This is a genomic window from Shewanella goraebulensis, from assembly GCF_030252245.1.
GTDB classification, from domain to species: Bacteria; Pseudomonadota; Gammaproteobacteria; order Enterobacterales; family Shewanellaceae; genus Shewanella; species Shewanella goraebulensis.
In genome coordinates, this window is sequence record NZ_CP126972.1 from 52,265 (window position 1) to 76,183 (window position 23,919).

Genomic DNA, 23,919 nt, shown 5'->3' on the forward strand with positions numbered 1-23,919 from the left:
CCTAGCGTCTAAGGGACTTGATGAATTATTTGCAATAAAAGCGCTAATACAGTGGTTTTAAGCAAAGCTTGTTAATTAAATGCAATCTTTCATCGTTAAAGTGGCATTAATAAATCATCAGAGTCGAGGAATAGGTGCGAACTTGCTGCATTATAAAGACGCAATCGGTATACTCTGTGGCTTATTAATTTTAGCCATTTTTAAAGTAGGCAGAGAAGATGCAAGAATATATTGAATTTTTTCAAGCGAACCCAGTTTTAAGTATCGCATGGGTTGGTTTGTTCATTGCTGTTGTAGTCACTACGATTAAAGCGGCAACCTCGAAAGTTGTTAATATCAATACCCAAGAATTGACTATGTTAATGAACAAACAAGACGGCAAAGTCATTGATGTTCGTTCTCAAGAAGAGTTTCGTAAAGGCCACATCGTGGATGCGATAAATGTACCTTTGTCTGAAATTAAAAATAATAAAGCGACTGCCCTTGAAAAGTTTAAAAGCAGACCCATTATTACTGTATGTAGTGCTGGCATGACGTCTTCGCAAGCTGCTCAACTTCTTGTAACCCAAGGTTTTGAGAATGTGAGTAACCTAAAAGGCGGCATGGGTGACTGGACAGCAGCTAACTTACCGACTGTTAAAGGTAAGAAGTAAAGATAACCAGCTACTCGCTGATGCTAAATGTTAGCGAGTACAACAAGATCCTACTTTTATAAAGGGCTTACAGGCGTTTTGTTAACGAGTTAGATCAACTTTAATCGGGATGAACTAAAATAAGGCGATTTGCCTCGTTTTAGGAATAAAAGCCCAAATCTAAAATTAGCTTCATAGAAAAGCTAAAACACAATTTGAAGGTAGAAAATCATGGCTGAAGTAGCTAACAACGAAGAACAAGCACCACAATTCAACATTCAACGCGTATTCACTAAAGACGTTTCATTTGAAACGCCAAACAGCCCTGCTGTTTTCCAAAAAGAATGGAACCCAGAAGTTAAGCTTGATCTAGACACTCGTAGCAACAAACTTTCTGATGACGTGTATGAAGTGATTCTTTCTTTAACTGTTACTGCTCAAAACGGTGAAGAAACTGCTTTCTTATGTGAAGTTCAACAAGCTGGTATTTTCTCAATCACTGGTTTAACTGAACAGCAACTTGCTCATTCATTAGGTGCTTACTGCCCTAACGTATTATTCCCATACGCACGTGAAACAGTAGGTAACTTAGTATCTCGCGGTACTTTCCCACAGCTTAACCTTGCTCCTGTGAACTTTGACGCATTATTCGCGCAATATGTTCAACAACGTCAGCAAGACGCAGCTGCAGCACCAGCTGCTGAAGAAGCTAACGCTTAATCAATATGAATAATACGACCGAAATTACGGTACTAGGAGCGGGGTCTTACGGCACTGCTCTTGCTATTTCTCTCGCCAGCAGTGGTCACAAGACCTTGCTTTGGGGTCATGAGCCTGAGCACATGGAAACCCTTGCCAAAGAACGCGCTAATAATGCATTTCTGCCAGGAATTACTTTTCCTGACACACTTGAATTAGAAACCGACTTAGGTAAAGCACTTGCAGCGAGTAAAAATGTTTTGGTTGTGGTACCAAGCCATGTATTTGGTTTAGTACTCAAGCAGGCCAAACCTTTATTACGAGATGATGCTCGCATTGTCTGGGCCACTAAAGGATTAGAGCCTGAAACAGGTCGATTACTGCAAGATGTTGCTCGTGAGCAACTTGGGGACGCTTTCCCGCTAGCAGTATTATCTGGACCGACGTTTGCCAAAGAACTGGCTGCCGGTATGCCGACAGCCATTTCAGTTGCGGGTACATGTGCTGACTTTACTAATGATTTAGTAGAGCTATTACATAGCCCGAAACGTTTACGTGTTTATGCCAACGATGACTTTACTGGCTTGCAATTAGGTGGCGCGGTTAAAAACGTTATCGCAATTGGTGCAGGTATGTCTGATGGTATTGGCTTTGGTGCTAATGCTCGCACAGCGCTTATCACTCGTGGATTAGTTGAATTAACTCGTCTTGGTGTGGCATTAAATGCTGATGCTAATACCTTTATGGGTATGGCGGGTCTTGGTGATCTAGTGCTGACTTGCACGGATAATCAATCACGTAACCGCCGATTTGGTTTGGCGCTAGGTAAAGGCAGCGATGTCGATACCGCCCAAGAAGAAATTGGCCAAGTGGTTGAGGGTTATCGTAATACTAAAGAGGTTTACACTTTAGCTAAACGTCTTGGTGTTGAAATGCCAATTACCGAGCAAATTTATCAAGTACTTTATCAAGGTAAAGCACCTGTAGATGCGGCTAAAGAACTATTAGGGCGTGAGCAAAAGTCTGAAACTATCTCAGAATAACGTCAGTGTGAATACGACTAAAAGGGTGCTAATATAGCGCCCTTTTTTGTGGCTGATGAAAAATCCGCCAATAATGCAGTTTGTATATTATTTGTTTGAAAATTTGCTGCCGTAAACGCAGCTGCTGAATAAGAGAGTAATCTAGTGACACATCACGATGTAATTATTATTGGCGCAGGCGCAGCAGGATTAATGTGTGCTTCTACCGCAGGCTATCGAGGTCGTGATGTATTGGTATTAGATAATGCCAAACAAGCTGGGAAAAAAATTCTGATCAGTGGTGGTGGTCGTTGTAATTTTACCAATCAAAAAGTTGAGCCGCATAACTTCTTATGTGGCAACAGTCACTTTGTTAAATCAGCATTAGCTCGTTATCGCTCAAGTGATTTTATTGAACTGGTTGAACGTCATGGTATTGAATATCACGAGCGCGATCATGGTCAGTTATTTTGTAATGATTCAGCTAAAGAAATCGTCACCATGTTGATGACTGAGTGTGAGTGGGCAGGCGCTAAAGTCCAACTGCGTACAGAAATGACTAAGGTGAGCAAAAATGACCAAGGTCAGTTTGAATTGCAAACTTCAAATGGCGATTATTCTTGTGACTCATTAGTGATTGCTACTGGTGGCTTATCAATGCCGAAGTTAGGTGCATCACCTTATGGATATAAACTCGCTGAACAATTTGGCTTATCAGTCTTGCCAACCCAAGCAGGTTTAGTGCCTTTTACTTGGCACACTGAGCAAAAAGAACGTTTTGAGCCACTTTCTGGTATTGCTGTACCATCCACTATAACCGCAGAGGATGGCACTCAATTTAGTGAAGCACTGCTATTCACTCATCGTGGCTTATCAGGCCCTGCAGTATTACAAATATCCAATTACTGGCAAGCAGGTCAGGCAATTAAGATTGATTTATTACCTAATGAAAGTGCTAAAGATAAGATTGAAACAGCCTTAACGAATAACCCTAAGCAAAGCTTACGTAACACCATAAGTCAGTGGTTACCTAAGCGTTTAGTTGAAACATTATTTGAAACAGCACTACTTGATAAAGCACTAAACCAACTTGGTCATGGTGAGCGAGATCAAATCGCTAAAGACCTCAACGAATGGTCGATTGTGATGAATGGTACAGAAGGTTACCGCACCGCCGAAGTGACCTTGGGCGGCGTCGACACCAATGAGTTGTCATCGAAAACCATGGAAGCTAAAAACGTTGCTGGTTTATATTTCATTGGTGAAGTCATGGACGTCAGCGGTTGGCTAGGTGGCTTTAACTTCCAATGGGCTTGGTCATCTGGTGTAGCTGCAGGTATGGCGGTTTAGCTGTTGTGTAGAGACGGTAAACTCTCAAACTCGATAATCTTTTCTTTATAAAATTGTGTTTGGCTGTAATTGCAGCCAAGCCTATGTCTCTACTTAATTCTTTCCTTAGTTCTTTCATCGTCCTTCTTGATGAACTCAGCTTGCAACCTGATCAATAGCTTCTTTTTGGGATTAGTCTTTTACCTTATATCTCTAAGTTTTTGTATTTGTTTGTGGTTATATCTATTACAGTATTTACTACGATATTTATGCAACATTCCACCAATACCTACATGTGCTTCCTCTACAAAATGCGAAGGCACCAAGGAGATTTGATGAAGTTATCCGATATCAAACAACTGATGAATCACTCCGAGCGCTCTCGGCAAATAATTACAGTATTGGTTAAGTACGGTTTGGCTAACTGGATTAAAGAGCACAATCCAGAGTTTATTAAGAGTGTTTTTGTTGGCGACTCAGGTCAACGTTTGGTGTCATTATCATTTGCTGTTAGGTTGCGGCTGGCATTTAGCGAACTGGGTACCACCTTTATTAAGCTTGGGCAGATCCTCAGTACTCGCGCTGATTTAGTGGGCCAAGAAGTCGCTGATGAGCTCACTCGCTTACAAGCTGATACCCCTGCAGACAGCCAAGACTTAGTTATCCAAACTATTGAATCTGAATTCGAACATTCCTTTGATGGCATCTTTAGTGAGTTTAGCTTTACGCCTCTAGCATCAGCCTCTGTGGGGCAAGTGCATCAAGCAACAACGGTTGATGGGCAAGAGGTGGTGGTGAAAGTTCAGCATGCGGGAATTGAAGATAAAATTCTTGCTGATTTAGAGATTTTAAAGCGCTTAATGCCGCTAGCTGAGGTGTATCAAAAGGAACTGAAATTTTATCAGCCTTCCCGTTTGATTGCTGAATTCACCAAAACGCTACTCAACGAACTTGATTATGTTAAAGAAGCGCGCAGTATGCAGCGGGCAAGTAGCTTCTTTAGCAATAATCCTGATGTGCATATTCCTGAAGTTTATCGCCAGTATTCAAGTAAGCGAGTGTTGGTGATGGAATGTTTAAAGGGCGAGAGCATCGCTAAACTCCAAACACATCAAGCTGAATGCGACGCCAATAAAATTGCCACAACGGGCGTTAAAGTCTATTTAGACATGATTTTCGAGCTAGGCTTTTTTCATGCAGATCCTCATCCTGGCAATATATGGCTACTTGAAAATAATCAATTAGGGATCCTTGATTGGGGAATGACCGCACGTCTGAGTCAGGGCATTCAACAACGCTTACAACACTTGTTGATTGCATTAGCGGAGAAAGATGCAGCAGAACTGACCTACCAAGTGATTCAAATCTGCCAGGCTCAACCACAGCTAGACAAGGTTATCCTTGAGAAGGATATAGGTGAGTTTGTTTATGAATACTTAGAAGTTGAAATGAATGAAGTTGCCTTAGTCGAAGTGCTCACTGAGTTTATCCGCATTATTAAGCACCATAAACTTGTCATCCCAACCGAAATATCCATGCTAATTCGAGTATTAATTATGCTCGAAGGTATGTCGAAACAAATCGACAGCAGTATCAGTCTTGCTGATGCCATTAGTCCTTATGCATTGAAGATGAAAGCGGCGCAATTCGCCCCTAAAAATGTACTTAAGCAAACCATAGCTTCATCGACCCGTTGGCAACGAATTATCAATAAATTGCCTGAAGATATCGAGCTACTGACTCAAAAAATTACCAATGACCATTTTAATATCAATCTTAACCACCGTAATTTAGACACCATTATTAATCGTCTTGTTTATGGGGTGCTAAGTGGCGCTATTTTCCTTGGTGGTTGCATGGTACTCAGTAGTAAAGTGCCGCCACTCTATGAAGGCGTGTCTATTATTGGTTTTGGCATTACCGCTATCGGCAGTTGGCTAGCAGCTAAATTACTATTAGCTGTCTGGCGTTCTGGTGATTTATCTAACAAGAAATAGTTAAGTGCGAGCAGCATTAAGTACTGGGCAATATATAATTGAGCCAGTCAGTTGAGGTTAGTCAGATGGAATTAATCAAATGGAATTAGATATATTTGTGGTGGATGCATTTACCGATAAGCAATTTGGTGGAAATTCAGCAGCAGTGGTGCCAGTAGAGGATTGGCTCGCTGTCGATTTAATGCAATCGATTGCTAGTGAAAATAATCTATCAGAAACCGCGTTTATTAAACGAGTTGACCTAAACCATTATCAAATTCGCTGGTTTTCACCCATAACTGAAATAGATTTCTGTGGTCATGCAACGCTGGCAGCTGCCCATGTGCTTTTTAATCAATTCTCTTGTGTGGGAGAGGTATGCTTTTCAACTGACAAAGTGGGCGATTTAAAGGTGACCCAAGTTAGCAATGCAGACTCTACAGCAACACCAAGCACAATTGAAATGAGCTTCCCTAATTTAAAACCTGAGATAGTTGAATCGGTTCCTAATGCATTAACCGCAGGATTATCGGTTACGCCAAAAACAGTGCTTAAAAATCAGCAGGCTTATTTTGCTGTAATGGATTCGGCCGCGGATGTGATTAACCTTGAGTATCAATCTGAATTACTAGCATTGCTGGCGCCTTTAGATGTTGTCGTCACTGCGCAAGCTGATGCTACGAGTGAATATGACTGTATCTCGCGCTACTTTTGGCCTGCCAATGGCGGTGATGAAGATCCCGTTACAGGCTCCATTCATGCGGGATTGGCGCCATATTGGTCTGAGCAATTAAATAAGACTGAGCTGGTGGCTTTTCAAGCATCAACTCGAGGTGGAAAGTTATGTTGTCGCATCAGTGATGACCGAGTGTTTGTTTCTGGCTGTGGCAAGTTGTATCTCAAAGGCAGGATTTATGTCTAAGCCGCTTACTGAAGACCTAAGACAGCTTTATCTGCGAGATGGTTTTGTCAAAGTAAGTCAGTATTTTTCGGCAAAAGAAATTGCTGATATAAAAGTGGTGATCGATGAATTCCATCAAGCTTGGCTTGCTGACAATCAAGACTTCTACCACGCGAAAGCAGTTAACTCAGCGTATTTAACCTCTGATAAATACTTAGTCCGTCAGCAACGCAGAAGGTTATTTGAGTTTATTGGTTCCAATAAAGTGAGGCAGTTAATCCATTCTACACCGCTTGAAAAAGTGGCCTTCATGAACAGCCAACTATTTTTTAACCCTTTTAACCCTAATCAAGCAAACTATTGGCATCGGGATCCGCAGTATCACTTATCGGTTGATGAACAGCGCCAAGTACTGCAAGGGCATGATGTTATCCATTGCCGTATTGCACTGAGTGATGAACCCGGAATTGAAGTGATACCAGGAACCCATAAACGATTTGATAATGATAACGAGTTAGCGGTAAGGCTTGAGCAAAAGGGTAAACAAAACAGTGACTCGCTAGCGAATAGCCTCGCAGTGCCATTGAACAAAGGTGATGTATTGCTGTTTTCGGCCAATATGATCCATCGAGGCTTATACGGTAAAGACCGATTAGCGCTAGATTTATTATTTTGTGAGGCGCTCGAAGAGTATGCCGCCTTTACTGACTCTAGTTGCTTACCTGATGCCCATCAGTGCTCCACGCTTGAGTGGCCTGCTCCTTTTGAATATGCTTTAGCTTTCAAAAAAGCCTTTAATTAAGAAATGATATATTTTGTTACAAGCACTAAATGACAGCGATGTCATTTAGTGCTTGCATCTTATGTCAGTTGTTCTTTATGTTACTAGTGGAGGTGGTTTTTTACACAGCCTGCTAATAACAATAATTAAAGGATGTCATATGACCTTAGGCCGTAAAATTTTAGTATTTTCACTAGGTATCTTTCTCGCTTTTATTAGTACTGCTTTTTGGGGGTTACAAGCCCTATCTAACTCCAGCGAGAGTGATAATATCGCGCGGATTAATCAACTCATGAAGAGTACAGTTAATATTGTCGAGCAATTTGAAAAGCTTGCCCAGTCAGGCCAACTTTCTGAATCCCAAGCCAAGCTTTTTGCCAGTCAGTTATTGAGGGAAAATAAATACCATGACTCTGAATATGTGTATGTGGTGGATGAAAGTTTAGATTTTATTGCTGCACCGCACGATCCCCAGCTTCATGGGACAAGTTTTAATGATTTTAGAGATGCCGAAGGCAACAGTATCGGTGAGATGGTGCAGCAATTAGTGGGTCAGCAAACATCTAAAATCATTACCTATCATTGGAATTCCGAGCGTGATGGACAGGTTGTCGATTTAACTTCTGTTGTTCAACAAACTCCGGTCTGGAATTGGTATGTGGGTACAGGAATCAGTTATGCCGAGGCTGATACTCGATACTGGTCGGTGGCTAAATGGTTATTGACGTTTTCAATCATTATTGCCTTTATAGTGTCCCTTTTACTCGCTCGTTTTGGTCTTAATCTACGTAATGCACTAGGTGCTGAAATGGAACAAGTTCGTCACTTTGTGTTGGATGTTTCAAAGGGGGATTTAAAGCATAACCCGCAATTTGCTGAAGCAGGTCAAGATAGTGTTGTAGGCGCAATGAACTATATGCAAATTGGCCTACAGGGTGTGGTTAAAGGGATAAGTGAAGTTACGCGGCACCTAAGCCATCAAGCTCAAGAAGCTGAAAATCAAGCTGTAGAGCTTGATTCGTTAACAAATGCAATGAGTGATGAAAGTCAGATGGTAGCATCGTCGATTACAGAACTGACTGCATCTTCTTCAAATGTCGCAGAACTTGCGAAGCATGCTGCCGAGTCTGTTTCTGCTGCAGAGCAGCAAGGTCAGCAAGCTTACCTTTTGACTCAGCAGTCTTCTGAAACCATTAGTTTGTTGGAGCATCAAATAGACAATGCTGGGCAAAATATTCAATTGCTTGATGACGAAGTAAATAATATTGCCAGTGTGTTGTCGGTTATTCAGAGTATTGCTGAACAAACTAATTTATTAGCGCTTAATGCGGCGATTGAAGCTGCAAGAGCTGGGGATCAAGGGCGAGGTTTTGCTGTTGTAGCTGATGAGGTAAGGCAACTTGCTCAGCGAACTCAATCAAGCACCGAACAAATTCATCAAATGATTTCTAAACTACAAAATGCTACCCAAGACGCAAAGCAGTCGGTTTCACAAAGCGTACAAACCAGTAGTAATACAGTAGAAAAGTCGAAACTGGTAGCGGATGAATTGAGTAATATTGCTCAATCACTGTCGGCGATTTCTTCAATGAGTCAGCAAATATTAGAGGCTTCACAAGAACAGCTTGCGGCAGGCGAAGACTCAGCTCAACGTATTAGTATCATTGCTGATACAGCCCAGAATACTTCAAAAGTTTCAATCAAAGCGCATACGGCCACTGACGAAACTCAACAGCTGATCAGCAACTTAGAGATAGAGATTGATAAGTTTTCAGTTTAAGATTTTTGAGCATCTTAAACTCGGTTGCTTGATTCTAAAAGTTAAAAGTCTTATGGCAATAAAATAAAAAGGTCATCTTTCGATGACCTTTTAAAAATCTTAATTAAGCTATTATTGAGGTCGTTTACAGCATCAATTTTTACTGCATTAAACCAATAAAATACGGAATAATTAACGCATTTGCGAGGTCGATAAAGAAGGCGCAAACCAGTGGCACAATAATAAAGGCTTGGGCTGAATAACCGTAGCGCTGAGATACTGCAGACATGTTAGCCATTGCGGTAGGAGTTGAGCCTAATGAAATCCCACCAAAGCCTGAACAAATTACCGCAGCATCATAGTTTTTACCCATCGTGGGAAATACGATAAATAGATTCACCATAATGGCTACAATAAATTGCATACCTAAAATTGCGAAGATAGGCCCGGCTAAATCCACTAAGGTCCATAACTGCATACTCATTAGCGACATCGCTAAAAATGTACCCAAAGACATGTCGGCAATTAAATCAATGGCTGCGGTGCGTGTAGGCCAAGCAGTGCCTGAAAAACGAGGGTAATTTTTAGGGATTAGATTGGTTATCACAATACCGGCAAACAAACAGGTCACAAATAAGGGTAAATCTAATCCTAAACCGCTGATCACTTCGTTTAAGACAAAGCCTAAAATGATGCAGATATGGATAGCGAGTAAGGCATCCAAGAAATCAAATGAGGTCATTTTTACCGGGGTATTGGTTTCTTGACCTTGAGTCGCAGCCGCTTGATTTTCAGCGGAGGGTTTAAGGTTATGTTTATTGATTAAAAACTTGGCGATTGGACCGCCCATTAAACTGGCGAGGATCAAACCAAAGGTGGCACTAGCAATACCAATTTCCATTGCACTAGTTAAGCCAAATTGTTCTTGGATTTTTGGCGCCCAAGCTATGGCGGTACCGTGGCCACCAATTAACGATACGCTACCGCCCAGTAAGCCAACAATTGGCTCTTGACCGAATAAGGTGGCAACACCGATACCGGTAAGGTTCTGGACTATCATGTAGCCGATAGTAACAACCAATAGAATCACTAATGGTTTGCCGCCTTTAAATAAATCAGACAGGCTAGCGTTAATACCGATAGTAGTAAAAAAGTACACCAATAATACATCACGGGCCATGAGGTCGAAGTTCACTTCAACACTGAATAAGGCATAAATAAGGGTGAATAGGATAGAAAATATGATCCCGCCAGATACGGGCTCAGGAATACTAAACTCTTTTAAAAAGCCCACCACTTGATTTAGGCGTCGGCCAATAAACAGTACTATTATCCCAATCGTCACAGTAAAAAATGAATTCAACTGCACAATGCCGTCGCTAAATTCCATAACTTTTCCTTGTTAACATCGTCATTATGATGCGAATAAATATTATTCAGTATTTTTACACGTTTAGTAGATTAATGTGAGGAAAATAAAGCAGTTTTTTTGATATTAAATAGCGGGAATAGCTGAGTGGTTTGAATTAGCAAGTTTCACAACTGTGAAGCTTGCTAATACTGGTATGGATTATTTTAATAAATGCTGACTCAATTGCAGTACTTCAACTGCCGTTTTACCTAAGGTGTATCGACCAGCAATAGCGTATTGGTGGTTATAACGGGTTAACCATTTTTGTAGCTGTTGATTCAGCTGCTCAATATCGGTGACTTTATGGCTCTTTAAAAAAGGCGCATAAAACTCATCATAGGCTAACTGTTGAAAGCGAGCAGCCAAGCCATTTACCACGGGGCCGTTGTAGGCACGCATTTGAATGTGGTTAATGTTTGATTGCTCTAACACCATTCTAAACGGTGCACTTTGATTTCCCGAAAACTCAGCACCTCTATCAGTTAGCAGGCTGTTTATATCAATATTATTTTGTAAGTACCAAGGCATAACATCAGATTGTAAAAATGCTGCGGCTGTTGAGGACTCTTTGTTATCACTCACCACGGCAATGGCGTATTGGCTATAAGCATCAATAAAAGTGTGCTGGTATAACTGTCCAAGAGGCTCAACATTGCCAATACTAAAGGTGTCTTGTACGCAAACATCACCAGGGAATTTACAGTCTAGCGCAGTTTCACCTTGCTCTAGTTTATAAAGCTGCTCCATATCGTGCTGGCTTTTAAAGCTGAGTTGGTTTTGCTGACGCAAGCGGCTATTTAGCGCGACTAAGCGATTTTTTTTGGTTTCAAGGTTGTGCCTTACCCAAATAGTACGCACGCCACTGGCTGAAATAGTACAGCCTCTTGCAGTTAGCAGTTCGGCAGCCTTTGCTTGACCATAATTAGGGTAATCGAGGGCAATTTCGATAACCTGATCTTCAACTTCTTGCGACACTCGATTTTTGAGGGCAGGCTTTTTACGAGAAAGGTTTTTTAAACCACGCTCGCCAGCTTCTTCATACTGTTTTTTAAAGCGGTAATAGCTGTCGCGACTATAACCCATAATGTCGCAGGCTTTACTGATACTACCCAGTTCAGTTGCTAGCTGAAGCAGAGCGAGTTTGCTGCGAATTTCATTTTTATTTGAATTCATATCTGCTTATTATCGTTACGTATTTATCGACTAGATTCATCTTACCAAAAAACGCCGTTAGGGGCATATCCTAACCACTTAAACCAAGTTTCACCCATTAAGATGCTGGTGGCCCAACCTATCATTAGCATGGAAAAGCCAAACTTAAAGCTGTCACTTAAACTGTATTGGTCTGTTGAGTAAAGTAACAGAGCTGGTTTGCTGTTAAATGGCAGCACGTAAACGTGTTCAATTAACAAGGCGACTGGTAAAGCTAAACTCATGATGGGGAAGTCAAACCGTTGAGCAATACCAATCGCAATGGGGACAAATAGCATAGTACGCATGGTTTTAGACTGAAACACCAGTGAGCTTAGTAACATCGCCCCTGTCAGCATGATGTAAAATACACTGAATGGTGTTGATTCATCTAAACCGAAATACTCTAAACTGAAGTTAACCGCAAGGTTTGGCAAGTCTGTTTGCTTAAAACCTGCGCCTAAGGTGTATGCACCCGCTGAAAATAGCAGTAAATGCCAAGGTACATCGACCTGGTTCCAGTTGACGACACCGATACGCGGGCAAAGCGCAATAATAGCACCAATAAACGCTATCGCTGTGGCGCTAACGCCGTGGTATTTGTCGGTCGCCCAAAAGAATAGAATGGTCACAAAGATGACAATGGACTTAATCTCACGGAAAGAGACTTTGCCCATTTTGGCTAGCTCTTCTTGTAAGCGCTCCATCCCACCTTCAATTTGCGGTAAGCGCTCTTCAGGTTTAAGCGGGAAAAACACCTTAGTTGCTAATAGCCAGCCAATGACAATCATGCAAATCACAATCGGCATCGCAACAATCATCCAATCTGCAAAAAAGAAACTACCGCCAATGGCGCCAGCAATTAAGCTCGCAGCAAGTAGATTAGCGCCTGAACCCGTGACAAACGCCCCAGCACATAAGTTAATTTGCAGCAGATTTTGCAGGACTAAATTTCGACCAAAATTATTTTTGTTGTCTCCACCGCGAGCACCATAAACGGCAGCAATGACCATAAAAATAGGCATTAAGATTGCGGCTTTGGCTGTCGTAGCAGAAATAAAAGCTGATAACGCTAAGTTGATGACCATGAAACTGTAAAAAATCGGTGTTGCACTGGTTCCAAAACGGCATATAAACCACAATGCAAAGCGTTTTGCAGCGCCAGAAGATACCAACATGGAAGCTAGAATAAACGACAAGATGTTTAACCACATAATAGGATGGCCTAATTGAGCATAAGCTTGCCGCTCTGGTAATACGCCAGTAAGTACTAAGGCAATAATGACCATTAATGAGGTTAAGTAATTGGGAATAGGTTCTGTTATCCACAAAATCACCGCAGTACAGAAGATGGCTAACATGGCTTGCCCATGCCAACTAAATTCAGTTAAACCCACATTATGAAAATGCTCAGCAGCAGACTTACTTAACATTGATGGGTCAAAATCAGTGAGAAAAGAAGCAGGGCTGCCAGTGAGTAAAAAAATAAATGCAGCTAAAGCTATCCATACACCACTTTTGGCTAGCCAAATCTCGAAGTTAGTTTTTGATCTGACAGGTAGCCTTTCCATTTTGTACTGGTTCATATCCAGAGGATCGACGTTATCCGCTATTTCTTTGCTCATATTCTTCTGACCTTAAGCGTAATTCCATATGTGATAACCATACCCCTTAAAGCGTGAGTAAAAATGGATCAAGATCAATAAAATATACTGTTAGTTTTTAATTGATCATGATTTGTTTTTTTGGTGATGATCGTCTTCAGCTTTAGGTTGCTGATTTTAAATGTTATTTTTCTTTGCTTTGGTTTGTGTTTGTGCCTTTGTGTAAGATTAGGTCAAAACTAAAATGGGTAAAACATGATCTAGATCTGTTTTTTTTATCAAACACAGGAGTACTGTAAATGGGTACTTAATCACAAACGATTTAAAACGAAAGGAAACAGTATGTCTGAATTAACGATTGGTGAAATTTCTAAACCACGCTTTGAGTTCCGTACTTTTGGGCAGGACTTTACTGAAGCGGCAGAACGTATGGCACGCTTATCTGTACCGGTACCTGAAAAAGTGTGGCGTCGCGAAAGTGATGAAATCTATATCATGTCTCGTACTAATGACTTGAATAACACTAAAATCCGCGATGGAAAAATGGATGTGAAAAGTTACGTACAAACAGTGGATGGTTTAGAGCAGTGGGATCCTAAGTTAAAAGCAGAGTTCCCAATTAGTAAGCAACAGTTAGAACAAGAGATTTTTCCTGCGTTTATGGTAGAGCAACCAGCATTAGCGAAAGACAGCTATAGCTTCGAAGAGTTTATCGCTATCATCGACGCCCATCCTGACTTACAAGCGGTAAAAATTCATAAAGAACGCTTTGGTTACATGGTAAACAACACAATTTGCGAAGTGGCGAATGTACTGGTTAATGGTGCGCGCTTAGTCAGTGTGAATAGTGAGTCTACAGAATTGGATGATATCCACACAACCGTTAAAGATTTACGTTTAGCGGGTGTAGAAAACATTAATTACCTCCAAGCAATTAAGCGTGTGATCGGTATGAAGAACCTGCCATTAGCTAATTAAGCTTGCATGTACATTACATCATCGTACTTATTTATAAATAGGGTATAGCTATCATGGCGCAAGAAATTGAACGTAAATATTTAGTATCAAGTGACGAGTTTAAAGCCCAAGCGGGTAAGTCGGTTCGTATTATTCAAGGTTATTTAAGTAGTGTACCTGAACGCACAGTTCGAGTGCGTGTAAAAGGTGACAAAGGTTTTTTAACCATCAAAGGAATCGGCAATGAATCGGGTGCGTCGCGTTATGAATGGGAAAAAGAAATCTCTGTTGAAGAGGCGCAAGAGCTACTGAAAATCTGCGAACCGGGTGTTATTGATAAAACCCGATTCCTTGTTGATCACCAAGGACACATCTTTGAAGTCGACGAGTTCTACGGCAGTAACCAAGGATTGACCGTTGCAGAGGTTGAATTAATCGATGAAGCACAAACCGTCAATAAACCAAGTTGGTTAGCAGAAGAAGTAACAGGCGATGCCCGTTACTATAATTCAATGCTGATGAAGCAACCATTTACCCAATGGTAGGCTGACTATTATGTTGTCGCTATCGATAGCTGATCAGTACCACTTATCTATTCAGGTGGAAATCCCGCCTGAATTAACTCGTGTGCAACTGCAGGCTTATTTTTTCTTTCCTGCAAAGTTAGCTGACAATAGCGACGTGATGAATAAAAGCAGCTTTTATCATAATTTGTTGCAACAACAACAGTTAGTCAAAGTTGACCCCATCAGCTGCCACACCATTGATAGAGATTTATTAATTATCAAGCAAACGGCTTATGCGTCAGCACAAGCTAACCAAAGTCGTTATATCTTAGCTTTATCTGAATTTGTCAGCGGTATTGTCGACTTGCAAGCAAACGCTGATTTAAAGCAATTGGCATATGTTGGAGACCGTATCGAGCAATTTTCACAGATCCATGATAATGAAAAGCTTTTAACCCAAAGTAAGCTCTATAAATTAGCCCAGCATTTATTGATGTATCACTATCATCAATCACTATTACAAGCTAAACACCAAGCCAGTAAAGAAGATAAGCCTTGGCTAACGGTACAAATTCAACGCTTGTGTATTGAGGCTGACACTCAGCAACTCAAACTCGCACCTACATCTGAAGCAGGTAAAGAAAGACTGTTAAATCGACTACATATTGCAAAAAGGGTGATCCATCGTCCCCATCAATTAGAGCGTAAAAAGCTTAAAAATGGTGAAGTCGCTGAGCAATTAATTTTTGGTTTTGCAGCTGCACTAGCAATGGCGTTCGCTACTGCCATTGCTTTCGCCACTCAAAAGGCATTCGGTAATTTTTCAACTCCCTTTTTCTTCTCATTGGTGCTGTCATACATTTTTAAAGACCGAATTAAAGAGTTAGGGCGTAATTACTTAATGGAGAAATACTTCTCTAAGTATTCTCAGCATCATTATCGTTTTTATCAACATGGTTTGAGCCAGGTCATATATGACGTTAAAGAAGCCTTATATCGACAAAAACCAACCGAATTACCCGATAAAGTGAATGCATTACGTAAGCGTTTTTATCGTGCAGATAGTCATAGCTTTCAAGAGGCGCTGGTCTATAAGCGAATATATCATTCACATATCACATCTTCCGCAAGAGAATTATTTAAGTTTAAAGATAAACTGACAATAAATTTGAGCAAGCGCTTACGGTTGCTACCAAGAGCCGTACGAAATCACTGGCAAGAAACTGACAATAATGTAAAAAATCATCACGTACATAGTGTCTATCCTATAAACGTTATTGTAGTGATTAATACTGATAATGACTGTATTTACCATCGTTATAAACTGACAACAAGCCGCAAAGGCATTCATAGGTTAGAGCAGGTTAGTTAGCAGCTTTGTCATTTGGTGATGGGTTAGGTAACGATGTTAACTTCCTTAATTCGCGTCAAAGTAACGCTATAAATCAGTAGGGTATTTTATCTATTTTTCTAATGAGCAAGCTGTGCTTATCGGACGAATTCGGCTGGCTTGATGAAAATAAAACTGTGAAATATGAGGATGTTGCTGTAGTTCACTATTAAAGAATAATTGTAAGATTAAGTCGTGATTAATTGATGTTGATCATGTTTTTTTTATAAGCCTAGACCTAATCTATGGCTAACAAGATAGAAACATTTTTGTTCCACATTGAGTATTAAAAATAATCTAAGGAAGAGAAAGATGAGCAAAGAAAATGTGTTTTCAGTTACAAGCGTTGCTAAAGCTGTTGCAGTGTCATTATTTTGTTTTTCAGGTGCAGTCATTGCTGCGGATACTGATCGAGTCACAGAATTAGAAGAACGTTTAGATGCATTAGAAATGGAATTAATTGAAGCCAAAGATGCAGCTAATAAAACAGACCGATTAAAGTTTTCAAGCAGCAGCCCTTCACCTGAATTTATCTCTAAGGATGGCAAGTCGACCATGGAATTTTCTGGTCGCATTCAATTGGACTATGTTAATTCAGATGATTTTTACACCGGCAGTAAACGTGAGTTTGAAGGTGGCGCAAATACGGTTGATTTTCGTCGAGTGCGTTTTGGGGTCGAAGGCTACTTTTCAAATGTTTGGAAGTATTCATTAGAGTTTGATTTTGATGGTGAATCAGAAGTTGAAGTGAAAGATGCCAATGTCAGCTACCGAGGCTGGGAAAATTCAGAATTGACCATGGGTTTCCAAAAGTTTGGTTTTGGTCTTGAAGCGACTGGCAGTTCAAAGAATTTAGCGTTTTTAGAGCGTGCGAGTACAGATACTTTCTCACCCGATCGTAATGTCGGTGTGCAGTGGTTATACAAAGGTAATGACTACAACTTAATGTTGGGTTACGGCACCACTGCAAACATCAATGACGATGATTTGAACTTCAAACAAGATGTCTATAACGGCCGCTTTACCATGGCGCCAATTAAAACAAGTGATCACCTTTTACACTTAGGTGTCAGTGGTATGTATACCAACAATAATAGTGAAGCAGAAGAAATGCGCTATCGTGCCCGCCCAAGCAGCAAGCCTGTGGGTCGCACTATTGATACTGGTAAGTTTGATGCTGAATCAGTACAAAGCTATGGCTTAGAAATGGCTTATCAACATCGAAACCTGTTGATTCAAGGTGAGTATGTGACCTCAAAAGCGGATCAAGTTGATGATGAGTCAGTGTCTGTTGATGCCTACTATCTGCAAGCGGTTTATACCTTAACGGGTGAGCAATGGAATTACAGCAGTAAGAAAGGCACTTTCAAAACGGTTAAACCTGCCAATGCTATCTCTGCTGGTGGCTACGGCGCCTGGGAAGTTGCGGCGCGCATTGATGTGGCAAACTTCGATGACACCGATGCTGGCATCACTGGCGGTGAGAAAACCGATTATATCCTTGGTGTGAACTGGTACTTAGAAAACAACCTTAAAGCCCAGTTGAACTATGTGCACACTCAAGCTGATTACAAAACCCCTTATACAGATATTAACGGCGTAGAAATGTATGACCAAGACGGCAATATTTTTCAAGCCAGACTCCAATTTACATTCTAATTGAAGGATAATTTTTGATGAGAAATAATCTATTTTTAATCGGTTTGGTAAACCTCTGCTTAAGTTCTAGTGCTTATGCTTTATCGCCAGATGCGTTTACCTCGCTTGAATACCATGTAAATACTGGTACGGCGAAAACCATGCCTTATGCAGCGTCTAAGCAAACTGATGAGTTTAAAGAAGCGTTTAGTTTTATCAACTTGAAAGAGGACGTCAGAGTTAAGTTAGTGACCTATCTCGATACGCCAAATCGCGCTTTTAAAGCCAAAAGTATTAATATCCGCGTGCGTGAAGATTTAGGTAAGCCACGTAAAAGTAAAATTACCGTCAAACTGCGTGCTGAAAATCCAGAAGGCTTTGGAGAATTAACCAATTTCCGCAAAGCTGAGATTGATTACACTGATGGCAAAGCAGCTTACAGCGTGAGTTACGACGTGCCATATTCACCATCAGAAATTGACGTAAAGAATGTCGACATTAATGCCGTGTTTGCCATTCTTAAGCGCAACCCTGTGATGTGGGACATTGTTGGAGATATCTACGAAGCCAATAAGCAAGATGTGGCTCAAACCATGGTCATGCGCACGCATGGTTGGGAAGGCACATTAAATGATAAACGTTTTGATAATATCGAAATCGACTATCAATTATGGACGCCGTATTACCGTAAACCGCGCATCAGCTTTAACGAGTTCTCTTTCAAAGGGCACGTAAAAGATAAAGCGCAATTAGAGCAAGTGTATCAACATTTATATGAGCAAGTTGAAGCCGTTGGTTTTGAACATGGTCATAGTGGTTCGAAAACAAGCTCTACCTTTAAAATGAGCAAAGGGTTCAATTAAGTTCCACGCGCTCACCCCATGACTGGGCATTATCACCCTCACTCCCATTGGTAGTGCTCAGTCATTCTTAATTTTTCCCCTGTCAACATTACCTTTACTAAGGAGATGCCATGTTTGGTTTTTCTCGAATTTCTACGCTTCTTTCTCAGAGTCAGTCCACTGAAACCAATGTATATTTATTTCTCGATCAAGTGACTCTCGCACAACATAAGTTCGTTTACATGTGGCAGATGTATTTAACTCATGGGCCCAATAGCGACGAATTTATTCAAGCATTGAGAGACTTACAAGCCATTGAGCATGAAGCCGATGTGTTAAAGCGGGAAATTGAGCAAACGCTGTACCGCAAAACCTTAATTCCCGATTTACGCAGTGATGTTGCCTCACTTATTGATTTAACCGATCGTTTGATCAATCGCCAAGAGACCATTGGTTTGCACCTACAAATTGAAAAACCCTTGATCCCCCAAGCTGTAGAGCAAGATCTAATGAGGTTACTTGCGGCGGTTGGCAGTACCATTGATCACACCTTACTTTGTGCTAAAAGCTTTTTCACAGATCTTCAACGGGTGCAAGAATATCACCAGAAAGTCATTTTATTTGAAAGTGATGCCGACAAAGCCTGTACTCGGGCTAAAACAATTTTATTCGACACTGATTTACCCCTGATTAATAAAGTGCAACTAAGGTATTTTTTCGACCGAATTGATCAGGTGGCCAATCTTGCAGAAGACATCAGTGATCGGGTCGCCATATTTACTCTCAAACGGGTTCAGTAGGAGGGAATAATATGGATATTGCGATTTGGGTGTTTTTATCGAGTGGCTTGTTTTTAGGTTGGTCATTAGGAGCCAATGATGCAGCTAATGTGTTTGGCACCGCTGTCGGCTCTAAGATGGTTAAGTTCTCCACAGCGGCAATGATTTGTTCAGTGATGGTGATTCTGGGCGCTGTGATCAGTGGCGCTGGTGCATCACATACCCTAGGGGCACTTGGTAAAGTATCAGCCATTGGTGGGGCTTTTACTGTGGCCTTATCTGCTGCGACCACAGTATATCTTATGACAAAGTCAGGTTTACCTGTATCGACTGGTCAAGCGATTGTCGGGGCTATTATCGGCTGGAATCTCTTTAGTGGTATGGCAACCGACCCTGAAGTATTGACCAAAATTTTAAGCACTTGGGTGATGTGTCCAATTCTTGCTGCGATCACTGCGGTTATTTTATATAAAGCCGTGACTAGAGCAATTAACTGGTGGCGGCCAGGCCTGTTTCAGCTTGATCAATGGACACGGATTGGCTTGATATTAGCGGGCGCATTCGGCGCTTATAGTTTAGGGGCGAACAACATTGCCAACGTCATGGGTGTGTTTGTACTTAGTGCGCCGTTGGATGCGTTTGAGTTTGCGGGTATTGAGTTTACTGGCGCAATGCAATTGTTCTTTTTGGGTGCTGTAGCCATAAGCGTTGGGGTGTTTACTTACTCTAAAAAAGTGATGATGACTGTTGGAGGTAACCTCATATCAATGACACCTGTTACCGCTTGGGTGGTGGTGATGGCACATTCTATTGTGTTGTTTATCTTTTCTTCTCAGTCGTTGTCTAATGGTTTTGTGAACATGGGACTACCAGCAATACCGTTAGTACCTGTTTCAAGTTCGCAAGCTGTGATTGGCGCGGTGATTGGTATCGCTTTGTTAAAGCGTTTACCGATTCAATGGCCTGTATTAGGTAAGATATTAGTCGGTTGGGTTATTACCCCTATTTTATCGGCAATAGCTTGTTTTATTGGTTTATTCATCGTGCAGAACTTGTTTAAGCAAGTGGTTGTTTAAGCTTGTTTTGATATTGGTAGCAAGTGAAATTAGCATGCTAAAACAAAAAAGCCACCTTGTTAAAGGTGGCGAACCCATTTGGAGGTTGGGTGCACTTTCTTAGGTAATGTTAAGAGTTGTGCAAAGTGGATAATAAAATGGCATCCTGCCCAATGACTTCCTTGTTAATACGATGAAATGTCTTAAGTCATTTCTTCGATTTGCTAGCCTCCTAAGAGGCTAATCATCACTTTCAGTTCTAGCTAAAGACTGATCATCCATTTTTATTAAGTGATTACGGTGCTAGTGACAATCGGCACATGTATCATTTGGGTCTTGTACTTCATGTACGATGTGGCAAGTGCCACAGTCTAAAACACCGTCATGTTGCTGGTGAATTTCACCTTCGATACTATCTAAGCCGCCATGACAATCGATACAAGTCTGATTCTCATAGGCCATATCTGCAGATGGCTCACCGTCCATGTGACAAGCTTCGCATCCAGCCATTTCCGTATGAGTATCTGCAATTGAATCTGCAAGTGCTGCACCTGAGAAGCTTAATAAAATGGACAATCCTAAAACTTTAAGCATGGTTAACTCCTAAATAATGATTAAGCAACGGTCATTTGACCGGTATAAAGAATGAAATTACGCAGTAATAGCACGCCGAATAAACTACAACTTGCTGTGATGGCGACATACGAGAACTTACGTTTAGCAGATGTGGTCATGAACAAGTTAAACGCTAATGGCATCGCTAAGCCGACCACAATGATCCCTGCCCAGAACACCCAGCCCCAGAAGCCTTCACCAATGGCATTGAGCGCCGCAACTTGGCTTTGACCACCAGATAGGATAAGTCCCAAGAAGAAGGTAAATAGCAGTGCTAGTTCAAGCAAAATCAATGGAATTTCAATGTTATGAATGAAATGCACTTCTTTACCGTCTGGGTTACCCTTCATCAATACACCGCCAAGCAAGGTGCCCGCTGCGCCAGATGAAATACCAGAGATTAAGAACAACATCGGCAGTACTGGGTTATTGAGCATTGGGAATGTTGTCAGTGCTGACAATAAGAACCCTGTGTATGCCCCTAAAGAAAGTGCCAGGATGACCAATAAACCCGTAATCGTTGCTTCAAATTTCATTAAGATATTTAAGGCTTTTTCAACGATAGGCCAACGGTTGTCACACCATTTCAAAATCGGCTCTTTGAACAAACAGGCAAGCCATGAAAACAATGCCACTTGATAAACCATTAGGACTGCTACACCCACAGACATGACTGAGGTTGGGTTGTAGAACACTAAGATTTTCCAAAAATCGAACGGCTTAGTTAAATCGACCACCAGGATCCCAAGGCCTGCAAATACTGCTAGCGGCGCAATCAAACAGGCGGCCTGTACAAAACTTGATTTATAGGCGTGCTTGCCCAGCTTGAAGTGTTTTAATAACACAGCAAAACAAATTGCACCTGCTGATATCCCAGCTAAGAATAAGTAGATGGCGATTGGCCAGTGCCAAATGAGGCTGTCAAAATGGAATGGGCTCATAATTTGATTTCTCCCTCTTGCGAAGCAATACGGAACACTTTTGGACGAGTGCCTAGTTCTGTTTTACTGCGATAATTAGGCGTGGTCTTAAGCACTTCCACTACTTGTGAATGTGGATCTTTAAGGTCGCCAAAGGTCAGTGCTTTGGTTGGACAGGCTTCAACACATGCAGGTTGTCTACCTTCCTTTAAACGCGTCTCTTTACAGAAATCACATTTATCAGCAGCTTTAGTTACTGGGTTAATGAAGCGAATTTGATATGGGCATGCAGCAATACAATATAAGCAGCCCACGCACTTCCACTCATCCACGCTGACAATGCCAGTTTTAGGGTCATGGTAAGCGGCGCCTGTCGGGCAAACATTCACACATGGCTTACCTTCACATTGCTGGCAAGACTTACGAGTGAAACGGTAAAATTGGTTAGGGTATTCGCCAAATGGTCCTTCACGCTCAATATCGAGTCGACTTACACCTTCTGGTACATTGTTAGTTTCACGACAGGCAACAGAACAAGCGTCACAGCCAATACATTTATTTTCATCATGGATTAGGGCATATTTGCAGTTTGGGGTGCCATCGTCTTTGCTGGTGCTAGAGTTAGCAATGCTCAGACCTGATGCGCCTGCAACGCCAACCGCTGCTACACATGCACCTTTTAAAAATAGTCTTCTTTCTTTTTTCATTGTTTTATCCTCCTAATTATTGGCTTTCATGACAGCTAACGCATGACTTGATGCGAACACTTTCTGTTTGGCCAATAATTGGATCGACTTCTGGATGTAGCTGATGACAGTCTGCGCAGTTCACTTTGTCTGAGTGGACATTGTGGGTCCAATCAGCTTCGGCAAGTTCTTCTTGACCGTGACATGCCATACAAGCTGCTGTTTGTTGTTCTGCTGTGGCTGGTGAGCTTTCGTCAAAACCAATGAGTTCTGACTCGCCGCGAGGATGCTTACCTTTTTCACCATGACAGTCCTGGCAGGTTTGGCCTAAAGCATCGTTGGCATGTACGCCATACATATTGCCGTTTTTCTTATGGCACATGATGCACTGACGATTTTGATTCATTTTTAGCTCAGGAGTGTCGGCCTTAGCAATTGGAGCGGTAAAGCTAAGTACCACCATCAAAATGGAGGTCAGCAGGGGAAGAGTAATTCTTGATATTTTGGACATAATGAGCCCTCACATAATTCAGTGATACAGTTGAGTCTTGTTAAGGATTGGAGTGCTGAAGAGGTACTTCAGCACTCGATAGAGTTATGCAGCGAGAGAGTTACGGATTAGGGTTTCATCACATTGTTGGTTACTTGCAAGGTGAATCACTTTAATGCCGACTTCTGCTAATGAGTGGTCGATAAACTCATTATTCTCAGGCGTGTTGTGCTGAGGGTCAGTAATGACCAGTTTCACTGATGACTTATCATCGACAACCACATAATCAAGGTGACAGTGCTGTAAATGCTGATGGGCAAATTCAGGTTGGTCTGTATTATCGATATCAACGATGGTGTCCATTGTTGTGCCGTATAAGATGTTGTATTTCCCTTTAACTATTGTATTTAGTTTATTAAAAATACCGACTGGCTTATTAGCAATTTTATCTGGGTTTAATTTAATATTAACTCCCACATTCTCTACATGGCTTGTTTTGAAAAATTTTATACAGGTCATAGTAAATGTCACTAAAACAAAAGGGACAACCAGGAACAATACAAAGTAGACAAAAGCATAGCTTAATATGACTGATGTGTTCATAAACGCCTCCAAACTTTCATTGATTATTAAATTTATTTTTAAAGCACATTCAGTATTTCCCCGAGTGGGATTACAAACATTGATTTAAATCAATTAAATATTTGGATGGTTATTTTTGTATTTAAAACTCTGG

The 23,919-nt window shown here is 41.2% G+C and carries 23 protein-coding genes; 15 read left to right on the forward strand and 8 right to left on the reverse strand.

The genetic code is table 11. The annotated features are described in order from the left end of the window. Positions 1-218 precede the first annotated feature (218 nt). The 8 genes from QPX86_RS00235 to QPX86_RS00270 all read left to right on the forward strand — a co-directional run bounded on the left by QPX86_RS00235 (position 219) and on the right by QPX86_RS00270 (position 9,120). Complete coding sequence (locus QPX86_RS00235) at positions 219-653, forward strand: rhodanese-like domain-containing protein (protein WP_220755281.1); 435 nt, start codon at positions 219-221, stop codon at positions 651-653. 210 nt (positions 654-863) lie between these two features. Beyond that, a complete protein-coding gene (gene secB / locus QPX86_RS00240) occupies positions 864-1,352 on the forward strand; it encodes a protein-export chaperone SecB (RefSeq protein WP_153916651.1) in 489 nt (162 codons plus the stop codon). A 5-nt stretch (positions 1,353-1,357) separates the two neighbouring features. After that, positions 1,358-2,374, forward strand: coding sequence for an NAD(P)H-dependent glycerol-3-phosphate dehydrogenase (gene gpsA / locus QPX86_RS00245; RefSeq protein WP_220755283.1), 1,017 nt, complete (start codon positions 1,358-1,360; stop codon positions 2,372-2,374). A 144-nt stretch (positions 2,375-2,518) separates the two neighbouring features. Beyond that, entirely contained in the window at positions 2,519-3,703 is a 1,185-nt protein-coding gene (locus QPX86_RS00250; RefSeq protein ID WP_285163803.1) for a BaiN/RdsA family NAD(P)/FAD-dependent oxidoreductase, read from the forward strand. Between the two features lie 314 nt (positions 3,704-4,017). Further along, positions 4,018-5,679, forward strand: coding sequence for an ABC1 kinase family protein (locus QPX86_RS00255; protein WP_285163804.1), 1,662 nt, complete (start codon positions 4,018-4,020; stop codon positions 5,677-5,679). Between the two features lie 79 nt (positions 5,680-5,758). Further along, complete coding sequence (locus tag QPX86_RS00260; protein WP_285163805.1) at positions 5,759-6,580, forward strand: PhzF family phenazine biosynthesis protein; 822 nt, start codon at positions 5,759-5,761, stop codon at positions 6,578-6,580. Then, entirely contained in the window at positions 6,573-7,361 is a 789-nt protein-coding gene (locus QPX86_RS00265) for a phytanoyl-CoA dioxygenase family protein (protein ID WP_220755287.1), read from the forward strand. Before QPX86_RS00260 ends, QPX86_RS00265 begins: the two co-directional genes overlap by 8 nt. A 139-nt stretch (positions 7,362-7,500) precedes the next feature. Then, positions 7,501-9,120 carry a methyl-accepting chemotaxis protein gene (locus QPX86_RS00270; RefSeq protein WP_285163806.1) on the forward strand — a complete coding sequence of 540 codons (1,620 nt, stop codon included), beginning with the start codon at positions 7,501-7,503 and terminating at the stop codon, positions 9,118-9,120. 139 nt (positions 9,121-9,259) lie between these two features. Here QPX86_RS00270 and gltS read toward each other — a convergent pair whose 3' ends face one another. From gltS to QPX86_RS00285, 3 genes are all read right to left on the reverse strand, one after another. Continuing rightward, positions 9,260-10,489 carry a sodium/glutamate symporter gene (gene gltS / locus QPX86_RS00275; RefSeq protein WP_285163807.1) on the reverse strand — a complete coding sequence of 410 codons (1,230 nt, stop codon included), beginning with the start codon at positions 10,487-10,489 and terminating at the stop codon, positions 9,260-9,262. 180 nt (positions 10,490-10,669) lie between these two features. Then, on the reverse strand, positions 10,670-11,683 hold the full coding sequence (locus QPX86_RS00280; protein WP_220755289.1) for a helix-turn-helix domain-containing protein: 1,014 nt from the start codon (positions 11,681-11,683) through the stop codon (positions 10,670-10,672). Positions 11,684-11,724: 41 nt separating this feature from the next. Further along, positions 11,725-13,326, reverse strand: a complete 1,602-nt coding sequence (locus tag QPX86_RS00285; RefSeq protein WP_285163808.1) for an SLC13 family permease — start codon at positions 13,324-13,326, stop codon at positions 11,725-11,727. A gap of 321 nt (positions 13,327-13,647) precedes the next feature. Here QPX86_RS00285 and QPX86_RS00290 point away from each other — a divergent pair, with 321 nt between their 5' ends. The 7 genes from QPX86_RS00290 to QPX86_RS00320 all read left to right on the forward strand — a co-directional run bounded on the left by QPX86_RS00290 (position 13,648) and on the right by QPX86_RS00320 (position 20,493). Next, positions 13,648-14,283, forward strand: a complete 636-nt coding sequence (locus QPX86_RS00290; protein WP_220755291.1) for a hypothetical protein — start codon at positions 13,648-13,650, stop codon at positions 14,281-14,283. Positions 14,284-14,336: 53 nt separating this feature from the next. Continuing rightward, positions 14,337-14,807 carry a CYTH domain-containing protein gene (locus QPX86_RS00295; protein ID WP_285163809.1) on the forward strand — a complete coding sequence of 157 codons (471 nt, stop codon included), beginning with the start codon at positions 14,337-14,339 and terminating at the stop codon, positions 14,805-14,807. A gap of 10 nt (positions 14,808-14,817) precedes the next feature. Beyond that, a complete protein-coding gene (locus tag QPX86_RS00300; RefSeq protein ID WP_285163810.1) occupies positions 14,818-16,140 on the forward strand; it encodes a hypothetical protein in 1,323 nt (440 codons plus the stop codon). Between the two features lie 330 nt (positions 16,141-16,470). Next, positions 16,471-17,817 carry an OprO/OprP family phosphate-selective porin gene (locus tag QPX86_RS00305; RefSeq protein ID WP_285163811.1) on the forward strand — a complete coding sequence of 449 codons (1,347 nt, stop codon included), beginning with the start codon at positions 16,471-16,473 and terminating at the stop codon, positions 17,815-17,817. A gap of 17 nt (positions 17,818-17,834) precedes the next feature. Further along, on the forward strand, positions 17,835-18,659 hold the full coding sequence (locus QPX86_RS00310) for a hypothetical protein (protein ID WP_285163812.1): 825 nt from the start codon (positions 17,835-17,837) through the stop codon (positions 18,657-18,659). 110 nt (positions 18,660-18,769) lie between these two features. Continuing rightward, entirely contained in the window at positions 18,770-19,438 is a 669-nt protein-coding gene (locus QPX86_RS00315; protein WP_285163813.1) for a DUF47 domain-containing protein, read from the forward strand. Positions 19,439-19,449: 11 nt separating this feature from the next. Next, a complete protein-coding gene (locus tag QPX86_RS00320; RefSeq protein ID WP_285163814.1) occupies positions 19,450-20,493 on the forward strand; it encodes an inorganic phosphate transporter in 1,044 nt (347 codons plus the stop codon). A 282-nt stretch (positions 20,494-20,775) separates the two neighbouring features. Here QPX86_RS00320 and QPX86_RS00325 read toward each other — a convergent pair whose 3' ends face one another. The 5 genes from QPX86_RS00325 to QPX86_RS00345 all read right to left on the reverse strand — a co-directional run bounded on the left by QPX86_RS00325 (position 20,776) and on the right by QPX86_RS00345 (position 23,786). After that, positions 20,776-21,066: a cytochrome c3 family protein gene (locus QPX86_RS00325; RefSeq protein WP_220755298.1), complete on the reverse strand. Its 291-nt coding sequence runs from the start codon at positions 21,064-21,066 to the stop codon at positions 20,776-20,778. Between the two features lie 20 nt (positions 21,067-21,086). Beyond that, entirely contained in the window at positions 21,087-22,028 is a 942-nt protein-coding gene (nrfD, locus tag QPX86_RS00330; protein WP_220755299.1) for a cytochrome c nitrite reductase subunit NrfD, read from the reverse strand. Beyond that, complete coding sequence (locus QPX86_RS00335) at positions 22,025-22,714, reverse strand: 4Fe-4S dicluster domain-containing protein (RefSeq protein ID WP_220755300.1); 690 nt, start codon at positions 22,712-22,714, stop codon at positions 22,025-22,027. The genes nrfD and QPX86_RS00335 overlap by 4 nt, the downstream gene beginning before the upstream one ends. Positions 22,715-22,730: 16 nt before the next feature. Continuing rightward, entirely contained in the window at positions 22,731-23,204 is a 474-nt protein-coding gene (locus tag QPX86_RS00340) for a nitrite reductase (RefSeq protein WP_220755301.1), read from the reverse strand. Positions 23,205-23,288: 84 nt separating this feature from the next. Beyond that, positions 23,289-23,786, reverse strand: coding sequence for a DUF2726 domain-containing protein (locus tag QPX86_RS00345; RefSeq protein ID WP_285163815.1), 498 nt, complete (start codon positions 23,784-23,786; stop codon positions 23,289-23,291). Positions 23,787-23,919 lie beyond the last annotated feature (133 nt).